Annotated in this window: 17 protein-coding genes; 10 read left to right on the forward strand and 7 right to left on the reverse strand. The window is 60.1% G+C overall.

What is annotated here, in order from left to right; genetic code table 11:
• Positions 1–2: 2 nt before the first annotated feature.
• The 6 genes from B4F27_RS00540 to coxB form a co-directional block, all read right to left on the reverse strand.
• The gene (locus B4F27_RS00540; protein ID WP_286758585.1) at positions 3–683 is read right to left on the reverse strand and encodes an SURF1 family protein; all 681 of its coding nucleotides are present in this window, start codon (positions 681–683) and stop codon (positions 3–5) included.
• Between the two features lie 120 nt (positions 684–803).
• A complete protein-coding gene (locus B4F27_RS00545) occupies positions 804–1607 on the reverse strand; it encodes a cytochrome c oxidase subunit 3 (protein ID WP_005851694.1) in 804 nt (267 codons plus the stop codon).
• Between the two features lie 23 nt (positions 1608–1630).
• The gene (locus B4F27_RS00550; RefSeq protein ID WP_074635829.1) at positions 1631–2206 is read right to left on the reverse strand and encodes a cytochrome c oxidase assembly protein; all 576 of its coding nucleotides are present in this window, start codon (positions 2204–2206) and stop codon (positions 1631–1633) included.
• Entirely contained in the window at positions 2206–2382 is a 177-nt protein-coding gene (locus B4F27_RS00555) for a hypothetical protein (protein ID WP_005851690.1), read from the reverse strand. Before B4F27_RS00555 ends, B4F27_RS00550 begins: the two co-directional genes overlap by 1 nt.
• Entirely contained in the window at positions 2382–3317 is a 936-nt protein-coding gene (gene cyoE / locus B4F27_RS00560; RefSeq protein ID WP_005851689.1) for a heme o synthase, read from the reverse strand. Before cyoE ends, B4F27_RS00555 begins: the two co-directional genes overlap by 1 nt.
• Positions 3318–3380: 63 nt before the next feature.
• Complete coding sequence (gene coxB, locus B4F27_RS00565; RefSeq protein ID WP_037965074.1) at positions 3381–4277, reverse strand: cytochrome c oxidase subunit II; 897 nt, start codon at positions 4275–4277, stop codon at positions 3381–3383.
• 179 nt (positions 4278–4456) lie between these two features.
• Here coxB and tldD point away from each other — a divergent pair, with 179 nt between their 5' ends.
• The 6 genes from tldD (at position 4457) to B4F27_RS00595 (ending at position 12289) form a co-directional block, all read left to right on the forward strand.
• Positions 4457–5881 (forward strand): metalloprotease TldD, encoded by a 1425-nt coding sequence (tldD, locus tag B4F27_RS00570; RefSeq protein WP_074635831.1) that lies wholly within the window; start codon positions 4457–4459, stop codon positions 5879–5881.
• A gap of 156 nt (positions 5882–6037) precedes the next feature.
• On the forward strand, positions 6038–7177 hold the full coding sequence (gene dprA / locus B4F27_RS00575; protein ID WP_286758586.1) for a DNA-processing protein DprA: 1140 nt from the start codon (positions 6038–6040) through the stop codon (positions 7175–7177).
• A gap of 245 nt (positions 7178–7422) precedes the next feature.
• Entirely contained in the window at positions 7423–10089 is a 2667-nt protein-coding gene (gene topA, locus B4F27_RS00580; RefSeq protein WP_286758587.1) for a type I DNA topoisomerase, read from the forward strand.
• A gap of 102 nt (positions 10090–10191) precedes the next feature.
• Positions 10192–10764, forward strand: a complete 573-nt coding sequence (locus B4F27_RS00585) for a L,D-transpeptidase (protein ID WP_005851682.1) — start codon at positions 10192–10194, stop codon at positions 10762–10764.
• A gap of 203 nt (positions 10765–10967) precedes the next feature.
• Positions 10968–11663 (forward strand): CoA transferase subunit A, encoded by a 696-nt coding sequence (locus tag B4F27_RS00590; RefSeq protein WP_005851680.1) that lies wholly within the window; start codon positions 10968–10970, stop codon positions 11661–11663.
• Positions 11663–12289, forward strand: a complete 627-nt coding sequence (locus B4F27_RS00595; RefSeq protein WP_009826130.1) for a 3-oxoacid CoA-transferase subunit B — start codon at positions 11663–11665, stop codon at positions 12287–12289. Before B4F27_RS00590 ends, B4F27_RS00595 begins: the two co-directional genes overlap by 1 nt.
• 77 nt (positions 12290–12366) lie before the next feature.
• Here B4F27_RS00595 and B4F27_RS00600 read toward each other — a convergent pair whose 3' ends face one another.
• Positions 12367–13158 (reverse strand): lytic transglycosylase domain-containing protein, encoded by a 792-nt coding sequence (locus tag B4F27_RS00600; RefSeq protein WP_286758588.1) that lies wholly within the window; start codon positions 13156–13158, stop codon positions 12367–12369.
• A 375-nt stretch (positions 13159–13533) separates the two neighbouring features.
• Here B4F27_RS00600 and B4F27_RS00605 point away from each other — a divergent pair, with 375 nt between their 5' ends.
• From B4F27_RS00605 to B4F27_RS00620, 4 genes are all read left to right on the forward strand, one after another.
• Positions 13534–13725 carry a Flp family type IVb pilin gene (locus B4F27_RS00605; RefSeq protein ID WP_037943339.1) on the forward strand — a complete coding sequence of 64 codons (192 nt, stop codon included), beginning with the start codon at positions 13534–13536 and terminating at the stop codon, positions 13723–13725.
• 398 nt (positions 13726–14123) lie between these two features.
• Complete coding sequence (gene cpaB / locus B4F27_RS00610) at positions 14124–14987, forward strand: Flp pilus assembly protein CpaB (protein ID WP_074635840.1); 864 nt, start codon at positions 14124–14126, stop codon at positions 14985–14987.
• A gap of 211 nt (positions 14988–15198) precedes the next feature.
• Positions 15199–16638 carry a type II and III secretion system protein family protein gene (locus tag B4F27_RS00615; RefSeq protein ID WP_037943338.1) on the forward strand — a complete coding sequence of 480 codons (1440 nt, stop codon included), beginning with the start codon at positions 15199–15201 and terminating at the stop codon, positions 16636–16638.
• On the forward strand, positions 16625–17329 hold the full coding sequence (locus B4F27_RS00620; RefSeq protein ID WP_286758589.1) for an OmpA family protein: 705 nt from the start codon (positions 16625–16627) through the stop codon (positions 17327–17329). The genes B4F27_RS00615 and B4F27_RS00620 overlap by 14 nt, the downstream gene beginning before the upstream one ends.
• Positions 17330–17539 lie beyond the last annotated feature (210 nt).

Consider the following 17539-nt stretch of genomic DNA (forward strand, 5'->3'; position numbering starts at 1 on the left):
GGTCAGCTTTCGGTTTTGGGCGCGCGGCGGCGGCGCAAGAAGAACAGGCTCATCCCAAGCCAGATCGCGGCAAGAGAGAACCAAGTGATGGCATATTGCAAGTGGTCGTTGGGAATACGGGCAGTATCGACGGGCAACGGGCTGATCCCCGCTGGCTGAGGCGTGCTGCTACGCGCAACCAGAAGAACGGGGTCGGTGCCAAGCGTTTGCGCCATATCCGGCACATCGCGGGCGAACCAGATGTTGCCCTTCAGGTCGGCCTCGGGGGTGAAGCTATCGGTTTCGCGCGGCCATTGCAGATTGCCCGTCACCGTCGCGGGGCCCAAAGCGCGGGGGGCGTCCTTGTCCGTCGTCAGGACAAAGCCGCGGTCGACCATGATGCGGCGGCCATCCTCTAGCGTGAAAGGCGCGATAACGCGGTAGCCTGCGCCGACGTCTTTCTGGGACACAAGCACATGCACCTCGCCTGCGTGATAGGAACCGGTCACCGCGACGGGCAAGTAGGCGTCATCCTCGGCGTTGACGGTAGGGGGCAGGTCGACGGGGGCGGCGGCGATGCGGGTGTTGATGTCGGCGATGATCGCCTCTTTCCACGCCAGCCGCTGGATCTGCCAAACGCCCAGCCAGATCAGGATAGCAGCCCCGCCAAGGCCGACGATCAGCAGGAATAGCGTACGACGCATAAAGCTCTCTTGAGGTTGGCACCCGTGGACGGGTGGCGGCAATGCAAAGGCGCGCAAGGTCCCCCTCGCGCGCCTGTTGCTTTTAGTGATTGCTGCCCGGTTTGCAAGCCGACTGCGGGCTTAGATGCCCCACATGTAGACGGCGAAGAAGAGGAACAGCCAGACCACATCAACAAAGTGCCAGTACCAGGCAGCGGCTTCAAAGCCGACGTGCTGCTCTTGGGTAAAGTGGCCTTTCATCGCGCGGAACAGGCAGACCGCAAGGAAGATCGTGCCGATCACAACGTGGAAACCGTGGAAGCCTGTCGCCATGAAGAAGCTGGAGAAGAACAGGTCGCCGCCGAAGGTCCAGTCGTCATGGGCCAGCAGTTCATAGTATTCATAGGCCTGGAACGCGGTGAACAGCATGCCCAGAACGATCGCGATGGACAGGCCGGCGATCAGGTCTTTGCGGTTGTTTTCATGTACCAGCGCGTGGTGTGCCCATGTGACAGCGCAGCCCGACAGCAGCAGGATCAGCGTGTTGATCAGCGGCAGGTGGAAGGCGTCAACGGGAATGATATCCGGCTGCACATATGTGGAGCCCGGGAATTCATCCATCGGGTAGAGGGCTTCTTTGAAGAAGGTCCAGAACCACGCCACAAAGAACATCACTTCGGACATGATGAACAGGATGAAGCCATAGCGCAGACCGATGCGCACGACGTTGGTGTGATCGCCGACGTGGCTTTCAGCAACAACCTCGGACCACCATCCGAACATGCAGTACAGAACGGCAACCAGACCACCCAAGAAGACGAAGGGGGTTACATCGTGCATCCAGAAAACACCACCAACCAGCATGACACAGCCGGCGATGGAGCTGAGCAATGGCCATGTGGACGGCGGCAGAATGTGATAGTCATGGTTCTTTTCATGGGCCATTGGTTCAGTCCCTCACCTTTTTCTTAATTCAGGTTTGTCTCGCTGTCCTGATCGGGGGCTTCATAGTCCTCGGGCAGGTCAATTTCGTAGAACGTATAAGACAGTGTGATCGTATGTACATACTTGGCATCACGGTCTTCGACGATTTCGGGGTCAACAAAGAAGCTGACGGGCATTTGAACACGCTCACCGGGGGCGAGCACCTGTTCAGTAAAGCAGAAACATTCGATCTTTTCAAAGAAGGCCCCGGCGGCATAGGGCGTCACGTTGTAGGACGCCTGCCCCGCGACGGGGTGATCGGTTGGGTTATAGGCCTCGTAGAACGCCAGCCCGGTCTCGCCGATGCGCAGTTCCATCTCGTTGACGACGGGTTTGAATTCCCACGGCATATCTTCGTTCAAGCTGCCGTCGAAACGCACCTTGATCGTCTGATCCAGCACCTCGCCCTCGGCCCCCGCGACCTGCCCCGGCGTCCCGCCAAAGCCGGTGACGCGGCAGAACCAGTCGTAGAACGGCACCGATGCCCAGGCCAGCCCGCCCATCAGGATGACGACAGAGACGGTTTGCACTACAGTCTTCGCGGGTCCGGACAGGGCCATCAGTTGCTCTCCTGTGTTTGAAGCTCACCACCGGGCAGATCGTTGAAATCGATGTTGGTGATTTTGACAAAGGTCAGCGCCATGACCAGCACGACGAAGGCGGCCAGCAGCAGACCGACGCCAAGGTTGCGCCCGCGGCGGCGTGTGTGAATCTCGTGTTCAGCGCGAATACCCATTACCAGCCTCCCAAGCCGTAGCCCCGCAGGGTGGCCTCAAGCAGAATGGCACCGAAGTGCAAAAAGAGATACCATAGCGACAGGCGGAAGAACTTGCGTTCAACACGGAAATCATCGGCTTCGCTGTCGTCTTCATCACGTTGCCAGATGCGGAAGGCCCCGATCAGGAACAACAGGTTCAGCACGCCCGCGGTCGCCAGATAGATTGGCCCGCCGATCGAGGTGAAGCCGGTGCCGACCGCCAGAATGACCAGCAAAACAGTATAGGCCAGAATGTGACGACGGGTGGAGCGGCGGCCGTGGGTCACGGTCAGCATCGGCACCTTCGCGTCGTCATAGTCATTGCGCATGAACAGCGCCAAGGCCCAGAAGTGCGGCGGGGTCCACATGAAGATCAGCGCGAACATCAGCCATGCCTCGACCGAGAAGCTGCCGGTGGCGATGATCCAGCCGATCACGGGCGGGAACGCCCCCGCAGCACCGCCGATGACGATGTTCTGCGGCGTCGCACGCTTAAGCCACATGGAATAGAAAACGGCGTAGAAGAGGATCGTGAACAGCAGCATACCCGCGGCCAGCAGGTTGGCCGCCAGCCCCAGCATGACGACAGACATACCCGACAGCGCCACACCGATCGCCAGCGCTTCGCCCGGCTGGACGCGCCCCGACGGGATCGGGCGGCCTTGGGTCCGGCGCATGATCGCGTCGATGTCGGCGTCCCACCACATGTTCAGCGCGCCCGAGGCCCCTGCCCCGATTGCAACAAACAGGATCGAGGCAAAGCCGATCACGGGGTGCACAGACTCGGGCGCTGCGAGCATGCCAACAAGTGCGGTAAATACCACCAACTGCATGACGCGCGGCTTCATCAGGGCGAAATAATCGCCGAACTGCGCCTCATACTCGCCCGCAGGTGTCGTGCTGGTATCTGTCATGCGATCTCTCATACAAAAGGAACCCGGGGCGCGCCTCGCGCACCCCGCATCAGCAACTGTGCCTTACTTGGACGCAACGGTCAGAGTCTGCGGGATGCCCGCATACTCTTCTTTCGCGTTGCCAAGCCACTGGGCATAGGCCTCTTCCGAGACGACTTTCACAGTGATCGGCATATAGGCGTGGGCGTTGCCGCACAGCTCGGAACACTGACCGAAGTACACGCCTTCTTTCTCGGCGGTGAACCATGTCTCCGCCAGACGGCCGGGCACGGCGTCCTGTTTCACACCAAAGGCAGGCATCGCCCAAGAGTGGATCACGTCGGAACCGGTGACCTGAACAACGATGGTCTGACCGACAGGGATCACAACGGCGGTATCGGTCGCCAGCAGGAACTGCTGTTCGGTATAGCCGGCTGCTTCAAGCTGCGCGATCACTTCGGGTGTTTTGCGGTTTTCGCCGCCAACAGCCGGTGCACCGATCATGTAGCTGTCAAAGCCAAAGCCCTCGTCGACATATTCATAGGACCAGTACCACTGGTTGCCGGTCGCTTTGATGGTCAGGTCGGCCTGCGGGATTTCCTGCTGACGGAACAGGATCGGCAGCGAATAGGCCCCGATCAGCACCAGAATCACGATCGGTGCGACGGTCCAGAGGATTTCAACCGGCGTGTGGTGTGTGAACGACGCGGCAACGGGGTTGCGCTTGCGGTTATAGCGGATCGCCACCCAAAGGATAAGACCGGTCACGAAGATGGTGATCAAGGTGATGATGATCAGGATCAGGTGGTCCAGATCGTGGATGTCTTGCGCGACGCGGGTCACGGCTGGCTGAAAGCCCATCTTGCCGTCTACCGGCTCACCAATGATTTCAAGCCCGTCGATGCGAAGGTTTTCCTGCGCCATTGCTGGCACGGCGGAAAAAGCGGCCATGAGACCCGAAAAAGAGAGAAGATGTTTCATATGTCGTCCTGATCTTGTGACCATTGATAAGCGAATCCCAGCAGCACCCCGCAATTGGAGGCAGCTGTCCCGTTGTAATCTGTACGCTTACAATCATATTCTAACTTCAAGATAAAGACTTCTGCTTGCGTCAAACGGACGCGAAGCGATTTTTATGACACGATTCAGGGAACATTTTTATGAGCCAGCCGCCTTTCAACCCCTTTGAGGCGCAGCTTGACCGTGACGCCGCGCTATCCATCCTGCGCGACGCTGTGGCAGGTGCCGACGACGGGGAACTGTTTTTCGAACGCCGGCGGTCTGAAGGGTTGGTGTTTGACGACGGGCGGCTGAAAACGGCCAGCTACGATGCCTCCGAAGGCTTTGGCTTGCGGGCGGTGCGGGGCGATGTCTCTGGCTACGCCCACTCGACCGAGATCACCGAAGCCGCCCTGCGCCGCGCAAGCGAAACCGCACGGCTGGCCGTGGGTGCGGGGGGCGGCACATGGGCGGATGCGCCAGCCGCGACCAATCAAAAGCTCTATACCGACGAAGATCCGATCGCGGGCGCGGCCTTTCCCGTCAAGGTCGACACCCTGCGCGAGATCGACGATTTCGCTCGCAGCCTTGACGCGCGAGTCGTGCAGGTTTCTGCCTCTATCTCTGCCTCTATCCAGGAGGTCGAGATTCTGCGCCCCGAAGGCACCTCTGTCCGCGATGTGCGCCCGATGACGCGGGTGAACGTGTCGGTCATCGTCGAACAGGATGGCCGCCGCGAAAGCGGGACCGCCGGTGGTGGCGGGCGTATCGGGCTGGACGGGCTGCTGGACCCCGCCGACTGGCAGGCCAAAACGCGCGAAGCCCTGCGCATCGCCTGCGTCAACCTGCGTGCCGTGCCCGCGCCTGCGGGCGTCATGGATGTTGTGCTTGGCCCCGGCTGGCCCGGCATCCTGCTGCACGAGGCCATCGGTCACGGATTGGAAGGGGATTTCAACCGCAAGGGCTCAAGCGCCTTTGCCGGCCTCATGGGCCAACGCATCGCCGCCAAAGGCGTGACGGTGCTGGATGATGGCACCCTCCCCGACCGGCGCGGGTCTATCTCTGTTGATGACGAGGGCACGCCCTCGGCCAAGAATGTGCTGATCGAGGACGGTGTGCTGGTAGGCTATATGCAGGACCGGCAGAACGCCCGGCTGATGGGCGTGGCCCCAACCGGCAATGGCCGCCGCGAATCCTATGCCCACACCCCGATGCCGCGCATGACCAACACCTATATGCTGGGCGGCGACGTGGCCCCCGGTGATATCGTCGCGGACCTCAAGGACGGCATCTATGCGGTCGGTTTTGGCGGCGGGCAGGTGGATATCACCAACGGCAAATTCGTTTTCTCCTGCACCGAAGCTTACCGTGTGCGCAATGGCGTGGTCGGCGACCCCGTCAAAGGGGCCACGCTGATCGGAGACGGGGCCACAGCGCTGCAACAGATCCGCGCCATCGGCAATGATCCCACGCTGGATCCGGGCATGGGCAACTGCGGCAAGGCGGGCCAATGGGTGCCCGTGGGCGTTGGACAGCCCACATTGATGATCGGCGGCCTGACCGTCGGCGGTGCCGCTGCCGCCTAAGTGAAAACGGATTACCGGAATGCACTTAGGTGCTCCGGTGATCCGATACCGGATCGCACACCGAAGAAGATTAGTAGTTCGGATTAAACCTTTGCCGTTCACGTTTCGTTAAGCAGCTTTGCCTAAAGCTGGTGAGGCAACGGACGGAGACGCGGGATGACTGACAGGAACAACACTCCTTCCTCTTCCACGCCCCCCTTGGTCCCACCCACCCTGGAAGACGACAGCTTTGCGCGGCTTCGTCTGTTGCGCTCGCGCCGTGTCGGCGTTGTCACCTATTACCGCATGCTGCGCGACTACGGCACCGCGCGTACCGCGCTTGAGGCGTTGCCCGACGTCGCCCGCGCCGCAGGTGTGAAAGACTATCGCATCTGCCCCGAGAATGTCGTCCATGCAGAGCTGCGCGCGGCAAAGGCCGCGAACGCGCGCTTGATTGCCCATGATTGCGCAGCCTACCCCCCTCATCTGGCAGAGCTTGACGACGCCCCCCCGTTTCTATGGGCAATCGGAGATATCGAGCTGCTGCACCGCCCCTTGGTGTCGATTGTGGGCGCGCGAAACGCCTCATCGCTCGGGACGCGCATGGCCCGCGCCTTGGCATCCGGTTTGGGTGAGGCGGGGTTTACGGTCGTCTCGGGATTGGCGCGGGGGATTGATGCCGCGGCACATCTGCCCACGCTCGACACTGGCACAATCGCGGTGCAAGCGGGGGGCGTCGATGTGATCTATCCGGTAGAGAATACGACGCTTGCCCAAGACATCGCGGCCCAAGGGCTGCGCATTTCGGAACAACCGATGGGGCTGCAACCGATGGCGCGGCATTTCCCCAGCCGCAACAGGATCATCGCAGGGCTAAGCCGCGCAACGGTCGTGGTCGAAGCGGCGGCGAAATCCGGCAGCCTGATTACCGCCCGTGACGCGCTGGATCAGGGGCGAGAGGTGCTTGCCGTGCCCGGCCACCCCTTCGATGCCCGTGCCGCGGGCTGTAACATGCTGATCCGTGACGGGGCGGCGCTGGTGCGCAATGCCGCAGATGTGATGGATCAACTGGGACCGGCAAAGGCTCCCGCCGCCAGCCCGCCCATTTCCACAGCAGCCGCCCCCGCGCCGCAGCGCGACATTGCAGCGCTGCACACCGATATATTGTCACGCCTTGGCCCCAGCCCCGTTGCCGAAGACCAGCTGCTGCGCGATCTGGCGGTCGCACCGGGGATCGCCACGCCTGTTCTGGTCGAGCTTGAGCTGAACGGGCATATCCTGCGCCACGCAGGCGGGCTGGTATCCCGCGCGGACTGAGCGTGACGCGGCCGCAGATCGGGGGCCAGCCCCCGCTTTGGAGACCCTCCAAAGCGCCCCCGGGATTTAGACCATCTGGAAGCCGGAACCCCGGCCGGATTGCACCGTGAAACACCCCCGAAAAGGCGCTTTATAGCCCGTGTATCAAAGGGGGCGCGCTGTTCTGCGGATTGACAAACTTCGCTTCACGCCACATGTCACAGCATAAGCCACGCGAATTAATTTGATCCAAGGTGCCGAATTTTATGCCAGTTGTCGTCGTCGAATCACCTGCCAAAGCTAAAACGATCAACTCGTATCTCGGCAGTGATTACACCGTGCTTGCGTCCTACGGCCACGTCCGCGATCTGCCGCCCAAAGACGGATCGGTCGACCCGGAAAACGGGTTCGACATGACTTGGGAAGTCGCCGCAGCCAGCAAGAAACACGTCAAAGCCATCGCGGATGCGCTGAAAGACGACAACGCATTGATCCTCGCGACTGACCCTGACCGCGAAGGCGAAGCGATCAGCTGGCACCTGCAAGAGGCGCTGACCAAGCGCAAGTCGATCAAGAAGGACACGCCGGTCAGCCGCGTGGTGTTCAACCAGATCACCAAAAAGGCAGTGACCGAAGCAATGGCGAACCCGCGTCAGGTCGATATGCCACTGGTAGAGGCCTATCTGGCACGGCGCGCGCTGGATTATCTGGTGGGCTTCAACCTGTCGCCCGTCCTGTGGCGCAAATTGCCCGGTGCAAAGTCGGCGGGGCGGGTACAGTCGGTCACCCTGCGGCTGATCGTCGAGCGCGAGATGGAGATCGAGGCCTTCCGCAACCGCGAATACTGGAGCGTCAAGGCGCTGGTCGCCACGCCGCGCGGGCAAGAGTTCGAGGCCCGTCTGGTGACGCTTGCCGGTAAGAAGCTGGACCGTTTTGATCTTGGCAATGAAACCCAGGCCGAGATGGCGGTACAGGCGATCACCAGCCGCGATCTGACGGTTACCAGCGTCGAGGCGAAACCCGCGAGCCGCAACCCCTCGGCCCCGTTCATGACCTCGACCCTGCAGCAGGAAGCCAGCCGCAAGTTCGGCATGGGCGCACGCCAGACCATGAGCACGGCGCAGCGCCTCTATGAAGCCGGTCACATCACCTATATGCGGACCGACGGCATCGACATGGCCCCCGAGGCGATCACGATGGCACGGGACGCCATCTCGGACCGGTTCGGGGCGGAGTATGTCCCGTCCGAGCCGCGGATCTACAAGAACAAGGCCAAGAACGCGCAAGAGGCGCACGAATGTGTGCGCCCCACCGACATGACCAAAGATGCCGACGCGCTGAAACTGACCGAACCGGATCAACGCAAGCTTTACGACCTGATCTGGAAGCGCACGCTGGCCTGCCAGATGGAAAGCGCGCGTCTGGAACGCACCACGGTAGAGATCGGCAGCAAGGACGAACAGGTCGGGCTGCGCGCCACCGGCCAGGTGGTGAAATTCGACGGCTTCCTGCGCGTCTACGAAGAAGGCCGAGACGATGTCGTGGACGAGGATGACAAGCGCCTGCCGCAGATCACCCAAGGCGACAAGATGGACAAACGCGCCGTCACGCCAGAGCAGCATTTTACCCAGCCGCCCCCCCGCTACACTGAAGCGACATTGGTCAAGCGCATGGAAGAGCTGGGAATCGGGCGCCCGTCGACCTACGCCAGCGTTGTCACGACCATTCAGGACCGCGAATACGTTCGCAAGGAAGGCAACCGTCTGTTCCCCGAGGACAAGGGCCGTTTGGTGACGGCCTTCCTCGAGAATTACTTCCGCAAATATGTGGGCTATGACTTCACCGCCGATCTGGAAAACCAGCTTGATAAGGTGAGCGCGGCGGATGCCGACTATAAGGATGTGCTGGGCCGGTTCTGGCAGGATTTCTCGGCTGCGATTGCCGAAACAGCCGATTTGCGCATCACCGAGGTGTTGGAGAAGATCAACGAGGTACTCGAGCCGCACCTCTTCCCGCCCAATGAGGATGGCAGCGACCCGCGCCTGTGCCCCAACTGCGAGATCGGGCGTTTGTCCATGCGCACGGCACGGTCCGGCGGCGCGTTCATCGGCTGTTCGAACTACCCTGAATGCCGCTATACCCGCCCCTTCGGCCCGCCCGACCCCGAGGCCGAAGCCTCGGCTATTCCGCCCGATGGCAAACTGCTGGGCGAGGATATGGGCGACGAGATTCGCGTGTTCAAAGGGCGCTTCGGCCCTTATGTGCAGCGCGGCCCCGTCACCGAAGAGAACAAAAAACCGCCGCGTCAATCGGTGCCCAAGGACTGGCCCGCCGAAGAGCTGGAGCTGGAACGCGCTGTCATGCTGCTGTCGTTGCCGCGAGAGATCGGCCCGCACCCGGAAGATGGGGTGATGGTCTGGGCAAATATCGGGCGCTACGGCCCCTATATCAAACACGCCGACAGCACGTCGAACCGTGGCGGGACCAATGCGAACCTCGAAACACTGGACGAGGTGTTCACCGTTGGCATGAACCGCGCCGTGCAGCTTCTGGCCGAGAAAGTCGCCAGCCGTGGCGGGCGTGGCAAAGCGGCAAAACCGATCCGCGAGATGGGCGAACACCCCGATCTGGGCGGCGAGGTTAACATCATGGAAGGCAAATACGGGCCTTATGTGAAGTGGGAAAAAGTCAACGCTACCATCCCCAAAGAGGTCGAGCCTGCCGATCTGACCATGGATCGTGCGGTTGAGCTGATCGAGGAAAAGCTGGCGAAATCCCCTGCCAAGCGCAAAGCCGCAACCAAGAAGCCCGCAGCAAAGAAAACCGCTGCGAAAAAGGCTCCGGCCAAGAAAACGGCTGCCAAGAAGGCCCCCGCAAAGAAACCAGCGGCCAAAAAGGCACCCGCAAAATCGGCCGCCGCACCGGAAGAGTGAGAGCGCAACTCACATATTCATGAAATGACATATATGTGAGTTGCCCCGCCCTGCCCTTGCTGCTTTTACCTGTGACAATCGCCACGGTAGAAGGACATAAAGATGGCAGAGCAGACATTCTCGAGACGCGGGTTGATCCTGACAGCGGGCGCGGCGCTTTTCACGCCGGCCCTATTGCGCGCACAGACGCCGGTGCCAGAGATCGCAGCACCGGTACGTCACAATACCAATGGATTTTCCAGCCAGAACTGGCAGGACCACTTTGATACATTGGGCAAAGCCGCGATCGTGGCTGATACCTCTTCCCGCGCGCTGCACTATTGGGGCGGCGATGGCGAGACCTACAAGATTTACCCGACCTCCGTCCCCCGCAGCGACGAGCTGACCAAACGCGGCTACACCCGCATTGTGCGCAAACGTGTTGGGCCCGACTGGACACCGACACCCAGCATGATCGAACGCGACCCCGATCTGAAGTATATGCCGCCCGGTCCGGACAACCCGCTTGGCACCCATGCGATGTACCTCAGCTGGCCCGCCTATCTGATCCACGGCACCCATGACACGCGCAAGATCGGGCGGCAAAGCTCTGACGGGTGCATCGGGCTTTACAACCACATGATCGAAGCGCTGTACCAGATTGCCCCCATCGGCACGCAGGTACGCATCGTCTGACCTCTCTGCGGGCTGCACTGATCCCGCGACGACAGCTGCCCACCCGACGCAGGGTGGGCGCACATTCACCCGAATTTTCCGGCAAGCTTCACTGGTACCGCTGACATTAGCGTCGGCGGTTTGACACGTTCGTTACGCCGCGTCATAGAAGTCGTATAACGATAATACGACAGGGCCGTGAGCCTCTCTTGAAAGGAGCCGGAATGAAGAAAATCTATGGAAGCGCTGCCGAGGCGCTGGAAGGCGTGCTGCACGATGGCATGCTGATCGCAGCGGGGGGCTTTGGCCTTTGCGGTATTCCCGAACTGCTGCTGAACGCGATCCGGGACGCGGGCACCAAGGATTTGACCTTTGCCTCGAACAATGCGGGCGTAGATGATTTCGGCATCGGTATCTTGTTGCAGACCAAGCAGGTCAAGAAAATGATCAGCTCTTACGTCGGCGAGAACAAGGAATTCATGCGCCAGTATCTCGGCGGCGAGCTTGAGCTGGAATTCAACCCGCAAGGCACCTTGGCCGAACGTATGCGTGCGGGTGGCGCGGGCATCCCCGGTTTCTATACCAAGACCGGCGTTGGCACCGTGATCGCCGAAGGCAAAGAGCACAAGGATTTCGACGGCGAGACCTATATCCTTGAGCGCGGCATCGTTGCGGATCTGGCGATCGTGAAAGCCTGGAAAGCGGATGACACCGGCAACCTCGTGTTCCGCAAGACGGCGCGCAACTTCAACCCGCCAGCGGCCATGTGTGGCAAGATCTGCATCGCCGAGGTCGAAGAGATCGTTCCCCGTGGCAGCCTTGGCGGCGACGCGATCCACCTGCCCGGCATCTATGTGCACCGCATCATTCAGGGTGATCACGAGAAACGCATCGAACAGCGCACAGTGAGGACGGCATAATGGCTTGGGATCGCAATCAAATGGCGGCACGCGCCGCGCAGGAACTGCAAGACGGTTGGTATGTGAACCTTGGCATCGGGATTCCGACGCTGGTGTCCAACTACATCCCCGACGGGATGGATGTGACCTTGCAGTCGGAAAACGGCATGTTGGGCATGGGGGCTTTCCCCATCGAGGGCGAGGAAGACGCCGACCTGATCAACGCGGGCAAGCAGACCATCACCGAGCTGGACCGCACCTCGTATTTCGACAGCTCGACCTCCTTCGGGATGATCCGCGGCGGCAAGATCGCCATGGCCATTCTGGGCGCGATGGAAGTGGCTGAAAACGGCGACCTCGCCAATTGGATGATCCCCGGCAAGCTGGTCAAAGGCATGGGCGGCGCGATGGATCTGGTCGCGGGTGTGGGCCGCGTTGTGGTGGTCATGGACCACGCCAGCAAGCATGGCGACAGCAAGGTGCTGAAAGAATGCACCCTGCCGCTGACCGGCAAGAACGTCGTTGACCGCATCATCACCAATCTAGGTGTGCTGGATGTCGTTGAAGGCGGGCTGAAGATCGTTGAATGCGCCGATGGCGTCACGGAAGACGAACTGCGCGCCGCGACCGAAGCGACAATCGTCTAGTCTGCTGACGCGATGAACGACAAGGGGCGCAGCCAGCGATGGCCGCGCCCCTTTTTACACTCGGCCCCAAACTGGTGTCAGTTCATCGCCGCAAAGACACATCCGTCCGAGATTAGCTCGGGCGGGGTCTGGCACAGGCCCTTGGCGACCTGAAAAGCGGCCAGCACCTTGGGCACATAGTCACGGGTTTCGGCAAAAGGCGGCACGCCCGCGTGCTTGTGCACGGACCCTTCGCCCGCGTTATAGCCCGCCAGCACCAAGATCGGATCGCGATCAAATTCGCCCATCAGCCAATCCAGGTATTTTACGCCGCCCGCGATATTCTGCGTCGGGACCATACTATCGGTCACCCCAAAGCGCGTCGCTGTATCAGGCATCAGTTGCATCAAGCCCTGCGCCCCTGCCCCGCTGATGGCATCGGGCCGTCCTGCGGATTCAACCGTGATCACCGCGAGCACAAGCGCAGGTGACACCTGTGTCCCGATGGTAGAGCGGAGGATGTCGATCCCGTTGGCCTTGGCGATCTCTTGCATCTGTTGCATGCGTGGCGCGGGGATTTTACTGCTGGCCGTTGCCAGCGTGATCATCGCGGCCTCCAGCCGGCCCGGGCCAGATTTCTCGACCGCCGGAGAGACACGATCCCAGAACCAATCATACTGCCCCGGTGACGCTGGCACGATGGCACCGGTTTCGGTTGCGACAACCTCGGGGACGTCGTCTGCCTTGGGTTCGATAAAGACATTGATCCGATTGGTACTGCCCGGCTTGGGCGGCTTCACACGTTTTGCCTCGAACTTGGGAAACGGCTTGGGCGCGTCTGCCCAGACAGCCGAGGCCGCCAGCATCCCCACCATCAAAGATACGGTCATTCGTCGAAACATCGCTGCCTGCACTGATTATTTAATGCTCTTTTTCAGCAATCTCGCACGGAAACCCTCGCCAAACCAACCAAACATGGCAGGGAACATGGCGATTTCGCCATAATTGATGCAATCCTGCCCCGCTTCCCATCAAGGATAACAAAAAATGAAGATGGAAAATTGTTTTGTATCAGCGGGCTACAATAATTCTGCCAAAAACCAGCCCTGAAAAACGAAATGTCACAATTGCCGCCAAATTCGTGCCCCATTCACAAGGCTATATAGGCTCATACCAAGTCAGCCAGATGCGGAATTGAGAGAGAAGCATCGAAACGGACGACAGGGTTGAGATTGAAAACTTTATGATCCTTGGAGGGACATACCATGATGAACTTTATCAAGAACTTCAAAAACGACGAATCCGGCGCTGTGACTGTTGACTGGGTTGTTCTGACCGCCGCCGTTGTTGGCCTGGCCGTGGCAGCTTACTCCTCGATCGAAACAGGCGCTTCCAACCTGACATCGAAAACCAACTCCTACATGGGGACACAAAACCCTGGCAGCATCGGCGGCTAAGCGTTCGTCACACCACGAAATTTCGCTGGCCGCATTCTGCTCGACAGAATGCGGCCAGTTTTTTTTAGACCTTCATCACGCAAGGCAAAACAATGCTCTCGAAGCTTATCAAATTCTGGCGAAGCCCAAGCGGTGCGGTCACAGTTGACTGGGTTGTTTTATGCGCAGCGGTGGTATCTCTGGCGGTTCTCATTGTCGTCAGCATGACTACCGGAACTGTGGATCTAGCAGACCGGGTGATGACCCAGACGCCGGGCGACATCTAACCCAATCCACCACTATAATGACCCAGCTTGGTCGCGGATTATCCATAGTCTGAACACAATCACCGCCTATCCATTGGTATAAGTTTCGCGCCGCGTCCTGGGACCGGCACACACTCAAGAGAGGTAAGTAACATGCGGATGGTTTTTGGACTGGTCCTGCTCGCCGGTATCGCCTTGGCAGGTGGTGCTGTGTATCTGGCAAAGGGCCGCATCAGTGAATATCAACGCGCCAACCAACAGGCCCAAGAGGCTTTGGCACAGATTGTGCCGACGGTTGGTGTATACGTGGCCAACGGGCCGCTGAAATACGGGCAGCGCCTGACCCGCGAAGATGTGCGGCAGGTAAAATGGCCCGAGGATGCGATCCCCGAAGGCACGTTTATCGAAGAAGCAGCGCTTTTCCCCGAAAACAGCGATGACCTGCGTGTCGTGCTGCGTGCGATGGAAAAAGACGAAGCCATTATGGCGGCGAAGGTGACCGAACCCGGTGCCGATACCGGCCTCACCTCGCAGCTGGAACGGGGCAGCCGTGCTTTCGCGATCCGCGTCGATGTATCAAGCGGCGTCTCGGGCTTCCTGCGCCCCGGTGACCGTGTCGATGTCTACTGGACCGGCCGCATCAACCGAGGCGGCAACGACCGCGCCGATACCGGAGACGTGACCAAACTGATCGAGGCAGGCGTCAAGATCATCGCGATCGACCAAAGCGCCGGCGGCGAACGCAGCGAGGCGGCCATCGCGAATACTGTGACTGTTGCCGTTCAGCCCTATCAAGTTGCCGCATTGGCACAGGCGCAATCGACGGGTGACCTATCCCTCTCGCTCGTCGGGGCAGAGGATGACACCGTCGCCGGTGAGATCGAAGTCGACCAACGCCGCCTGCTCGGCCTGACGGAAGAAACGGTCAAAGTCGAAACAACTACAGAAAAAGTCTGCACCATCCGGACTCGTCGTGGTGCTGAAGTGGTCGAAATCCCGATCCCCTGCACCAACTGATCTGCTTGTCAGGCAGGGCAAATACGGACCTCAACACCGCCGCGCATCACTTTGCGCGGCGTTTTGCCATTTCGGATATGTTGCTGTTAATCCACATATACCCGCCCCCCCCTGTCATTGATTCTTGCAAAAAAACGCAAAGGACCGCACAGTGTCGCAAACGGCGGGCGCAAAGACCCTATTTTGAGGCGTGATCACAAAGGCAGGTCACATGAAAATCGATAAGTTTATTAAAGCAGCCCTATTGGGACTGACCATTGGTGCGATGCCATTTGCATTGACTGCGCCGATCGACGCGCAGGCCAACACGCTCCGCGTGGTCAAGAAGGGCACCAACCGTGTGTTGGAAGTCCCGATGAACCGCGCGGTTGTGGTTGAAAGCGACATCCCCTTTGCCGAGCTTAGCATCGCCAACCCGGGGATCGCCGATATTTCATCCCTGTCTGATCGCACCATCTATGTGCTGGGCAAATCCCCTGGCCTGACCACGCTGACCCTGCTGGATGCGGCCGGTCAGCTGATCACCAACGTGGATGTGCGCGTCGCGGCGGATGTCTCTGAATTCAAGGAACGCCTGCGGCAGATCCTGCCCGGCGAAAAGATCGAAGTGCGCACAGCCAACGACGGTATCGTCCTGTCGGGCATCGTGTCCTCCACCCAACGCCTGCAGCGCGCCCTTGATCTGGCCGAACGCTACGCGCCGGAACGCGTCTCCAACCTGATGAGCGTCGGCGGCATCCAGCAGGTGATGATGAAAGTCCGCTTTGCCGAGATGAGCCGATCTGTCTCCAAATCCCTAAGCGCGTCGCTCGCGTTGAACGGGCTGGTGGGCAATGATCTTGCGATCAACGGCGGGACCAATACGACAAATACGTCAGGCGCGATTGCAAACTCTCTTGGCGGCACGACACCTGCGTCCAACAGCAACGCAGGCGCGGTACTGTTCGGCTTTAACGCAGGGTCCACCCAAGTCGGCCTGCTGCTTGAAGCGCTGGAGCAGAAGGGCGCCGTACGCTTCCTTGCCGAACCGAACCTCGTCGCGCTGTCCGGGCAAGAGGCGACGTTCCTTGCCGGTGGCGAATACCCCGTACCTGTCGCCCAGACCGGCGACCAGATTTCGGTGCAGTACAAACCCTTCGGCGTAGAAATGAGCTTTATCCCCCGTGTCGTGGATAAAGACCTGATTAACCTCGAACTCAAAGCCGCTGTGTCGGCGATTGATGCCAGCAACAGCGTGTCCTTGGGCAATGGTTTCGACATCTCGGCCTTCACCCGCCGCGAAACCTCGACCACGGTTGAAATGCGCGACGGCGAAAGCTTTGCGATCGCGGGCCTGCTGACCGACGATTTCACCGATAACTCCAGCCAGCTACCCTGGATCGGCGATGTGCCTGTATTGGGCGCGTTGTTCCGCAGCGCGAACTATCAGCGCAGCCAGTCCGAACTGGTGATCATTATCACGGCCCATCTTGTGACCCCCACCCGCGGCGAGGCTTTGGCCCTGCCCACCGACCGGATCAAACCGCCCACGGAAAGCGAATTGTTCCTGTCAGGTCGCACGTCCAAAGGCAGCACAGCGCCCACCAAAGGGGCCGCTGGCGAGGTTGCCAAACAGGACTTTAGCGGGTCATATGGCTATGTATTGGATTGATCAGATGACATCAGCGATCCCTTCGACAGGCAAAATCACCGGGTTATGCGCCGCTTTGGCGATGACCGTGGCAGGCTGTGCCAGCAGCCCTGATCCGGTCTATACCCAGTTCCACCGCGAAGCAGGATCCCTGACCGATCTAGGCACCTTTGGAAACGCCACGCTGAACAACCGTTTGGTGATGACAGGCGAACGCCAGTACACCTTCGATCTGGCCAACCGCTTTGCCGGCGAAGTCGAATCCACGGTGACCTTTGCCTTTAACTCGGCCCAGCTGGACGGGGCCGCGCAGGCCGTGCTGCGGCGCCAAGCGGGATGGATTCGCCAATTCCCCGAGGTCCGCTTCCGCGTGTATGGCCATACCGATGCTGTCGGTTCAAACAGCTACAATAAAGCGTTGGGCCTGCGCCGAGCACAATCCGTTGTTGCGTATCTGTCAACACAAGGCATCAGCCGCAGCCGTCTTGAGGCCGTTGTTTCCTTTGGCGAAACGCAGCCGTTGATCGTGACACAGGGCCGCGCACGGGCGAACCGTCGCACAGTGACCGAAGTCAGCGGCTTTGTCGGGCGTCATCCCACCGTTCTGGACGGCAAATACGCGCAGATCATCTATCGCGATTACGTTGCCAGCGCCGTGCCACCGACTCAGCTATCGGGCGGCGCAACATCGACCGGAACCGCGACGGAATAACCGGATAAAAGATACCTCGAGAAAGGCCTGATCGTCGCTGACGGTCGGGCCTTTTGCGTTTCAATCCGGCAAATCCCTGCGGATCGTTTCAAAAGACCAAACAATAGAAACTATTTAGCCCCAATCTTGCCCAACTTGGCAGGGATATTCACTGCAATAGGACAGTTGCGCCCGGCCACCGTGGTCTGACGCAGGGGACCGCAAGGCAAA

It is taken from the genome of Sulfitobacter sp. UBA1132 (assembly GCF_002311545.1).
In the GTDB taxonomy this organism is placed as follows: Bacteria; Pseudomonadota; Alphaproteobacteria; order Rhodobacterales; family Rhodobacteraceae; genus Sulfitobacter; species Sulfitobacter pontiacus.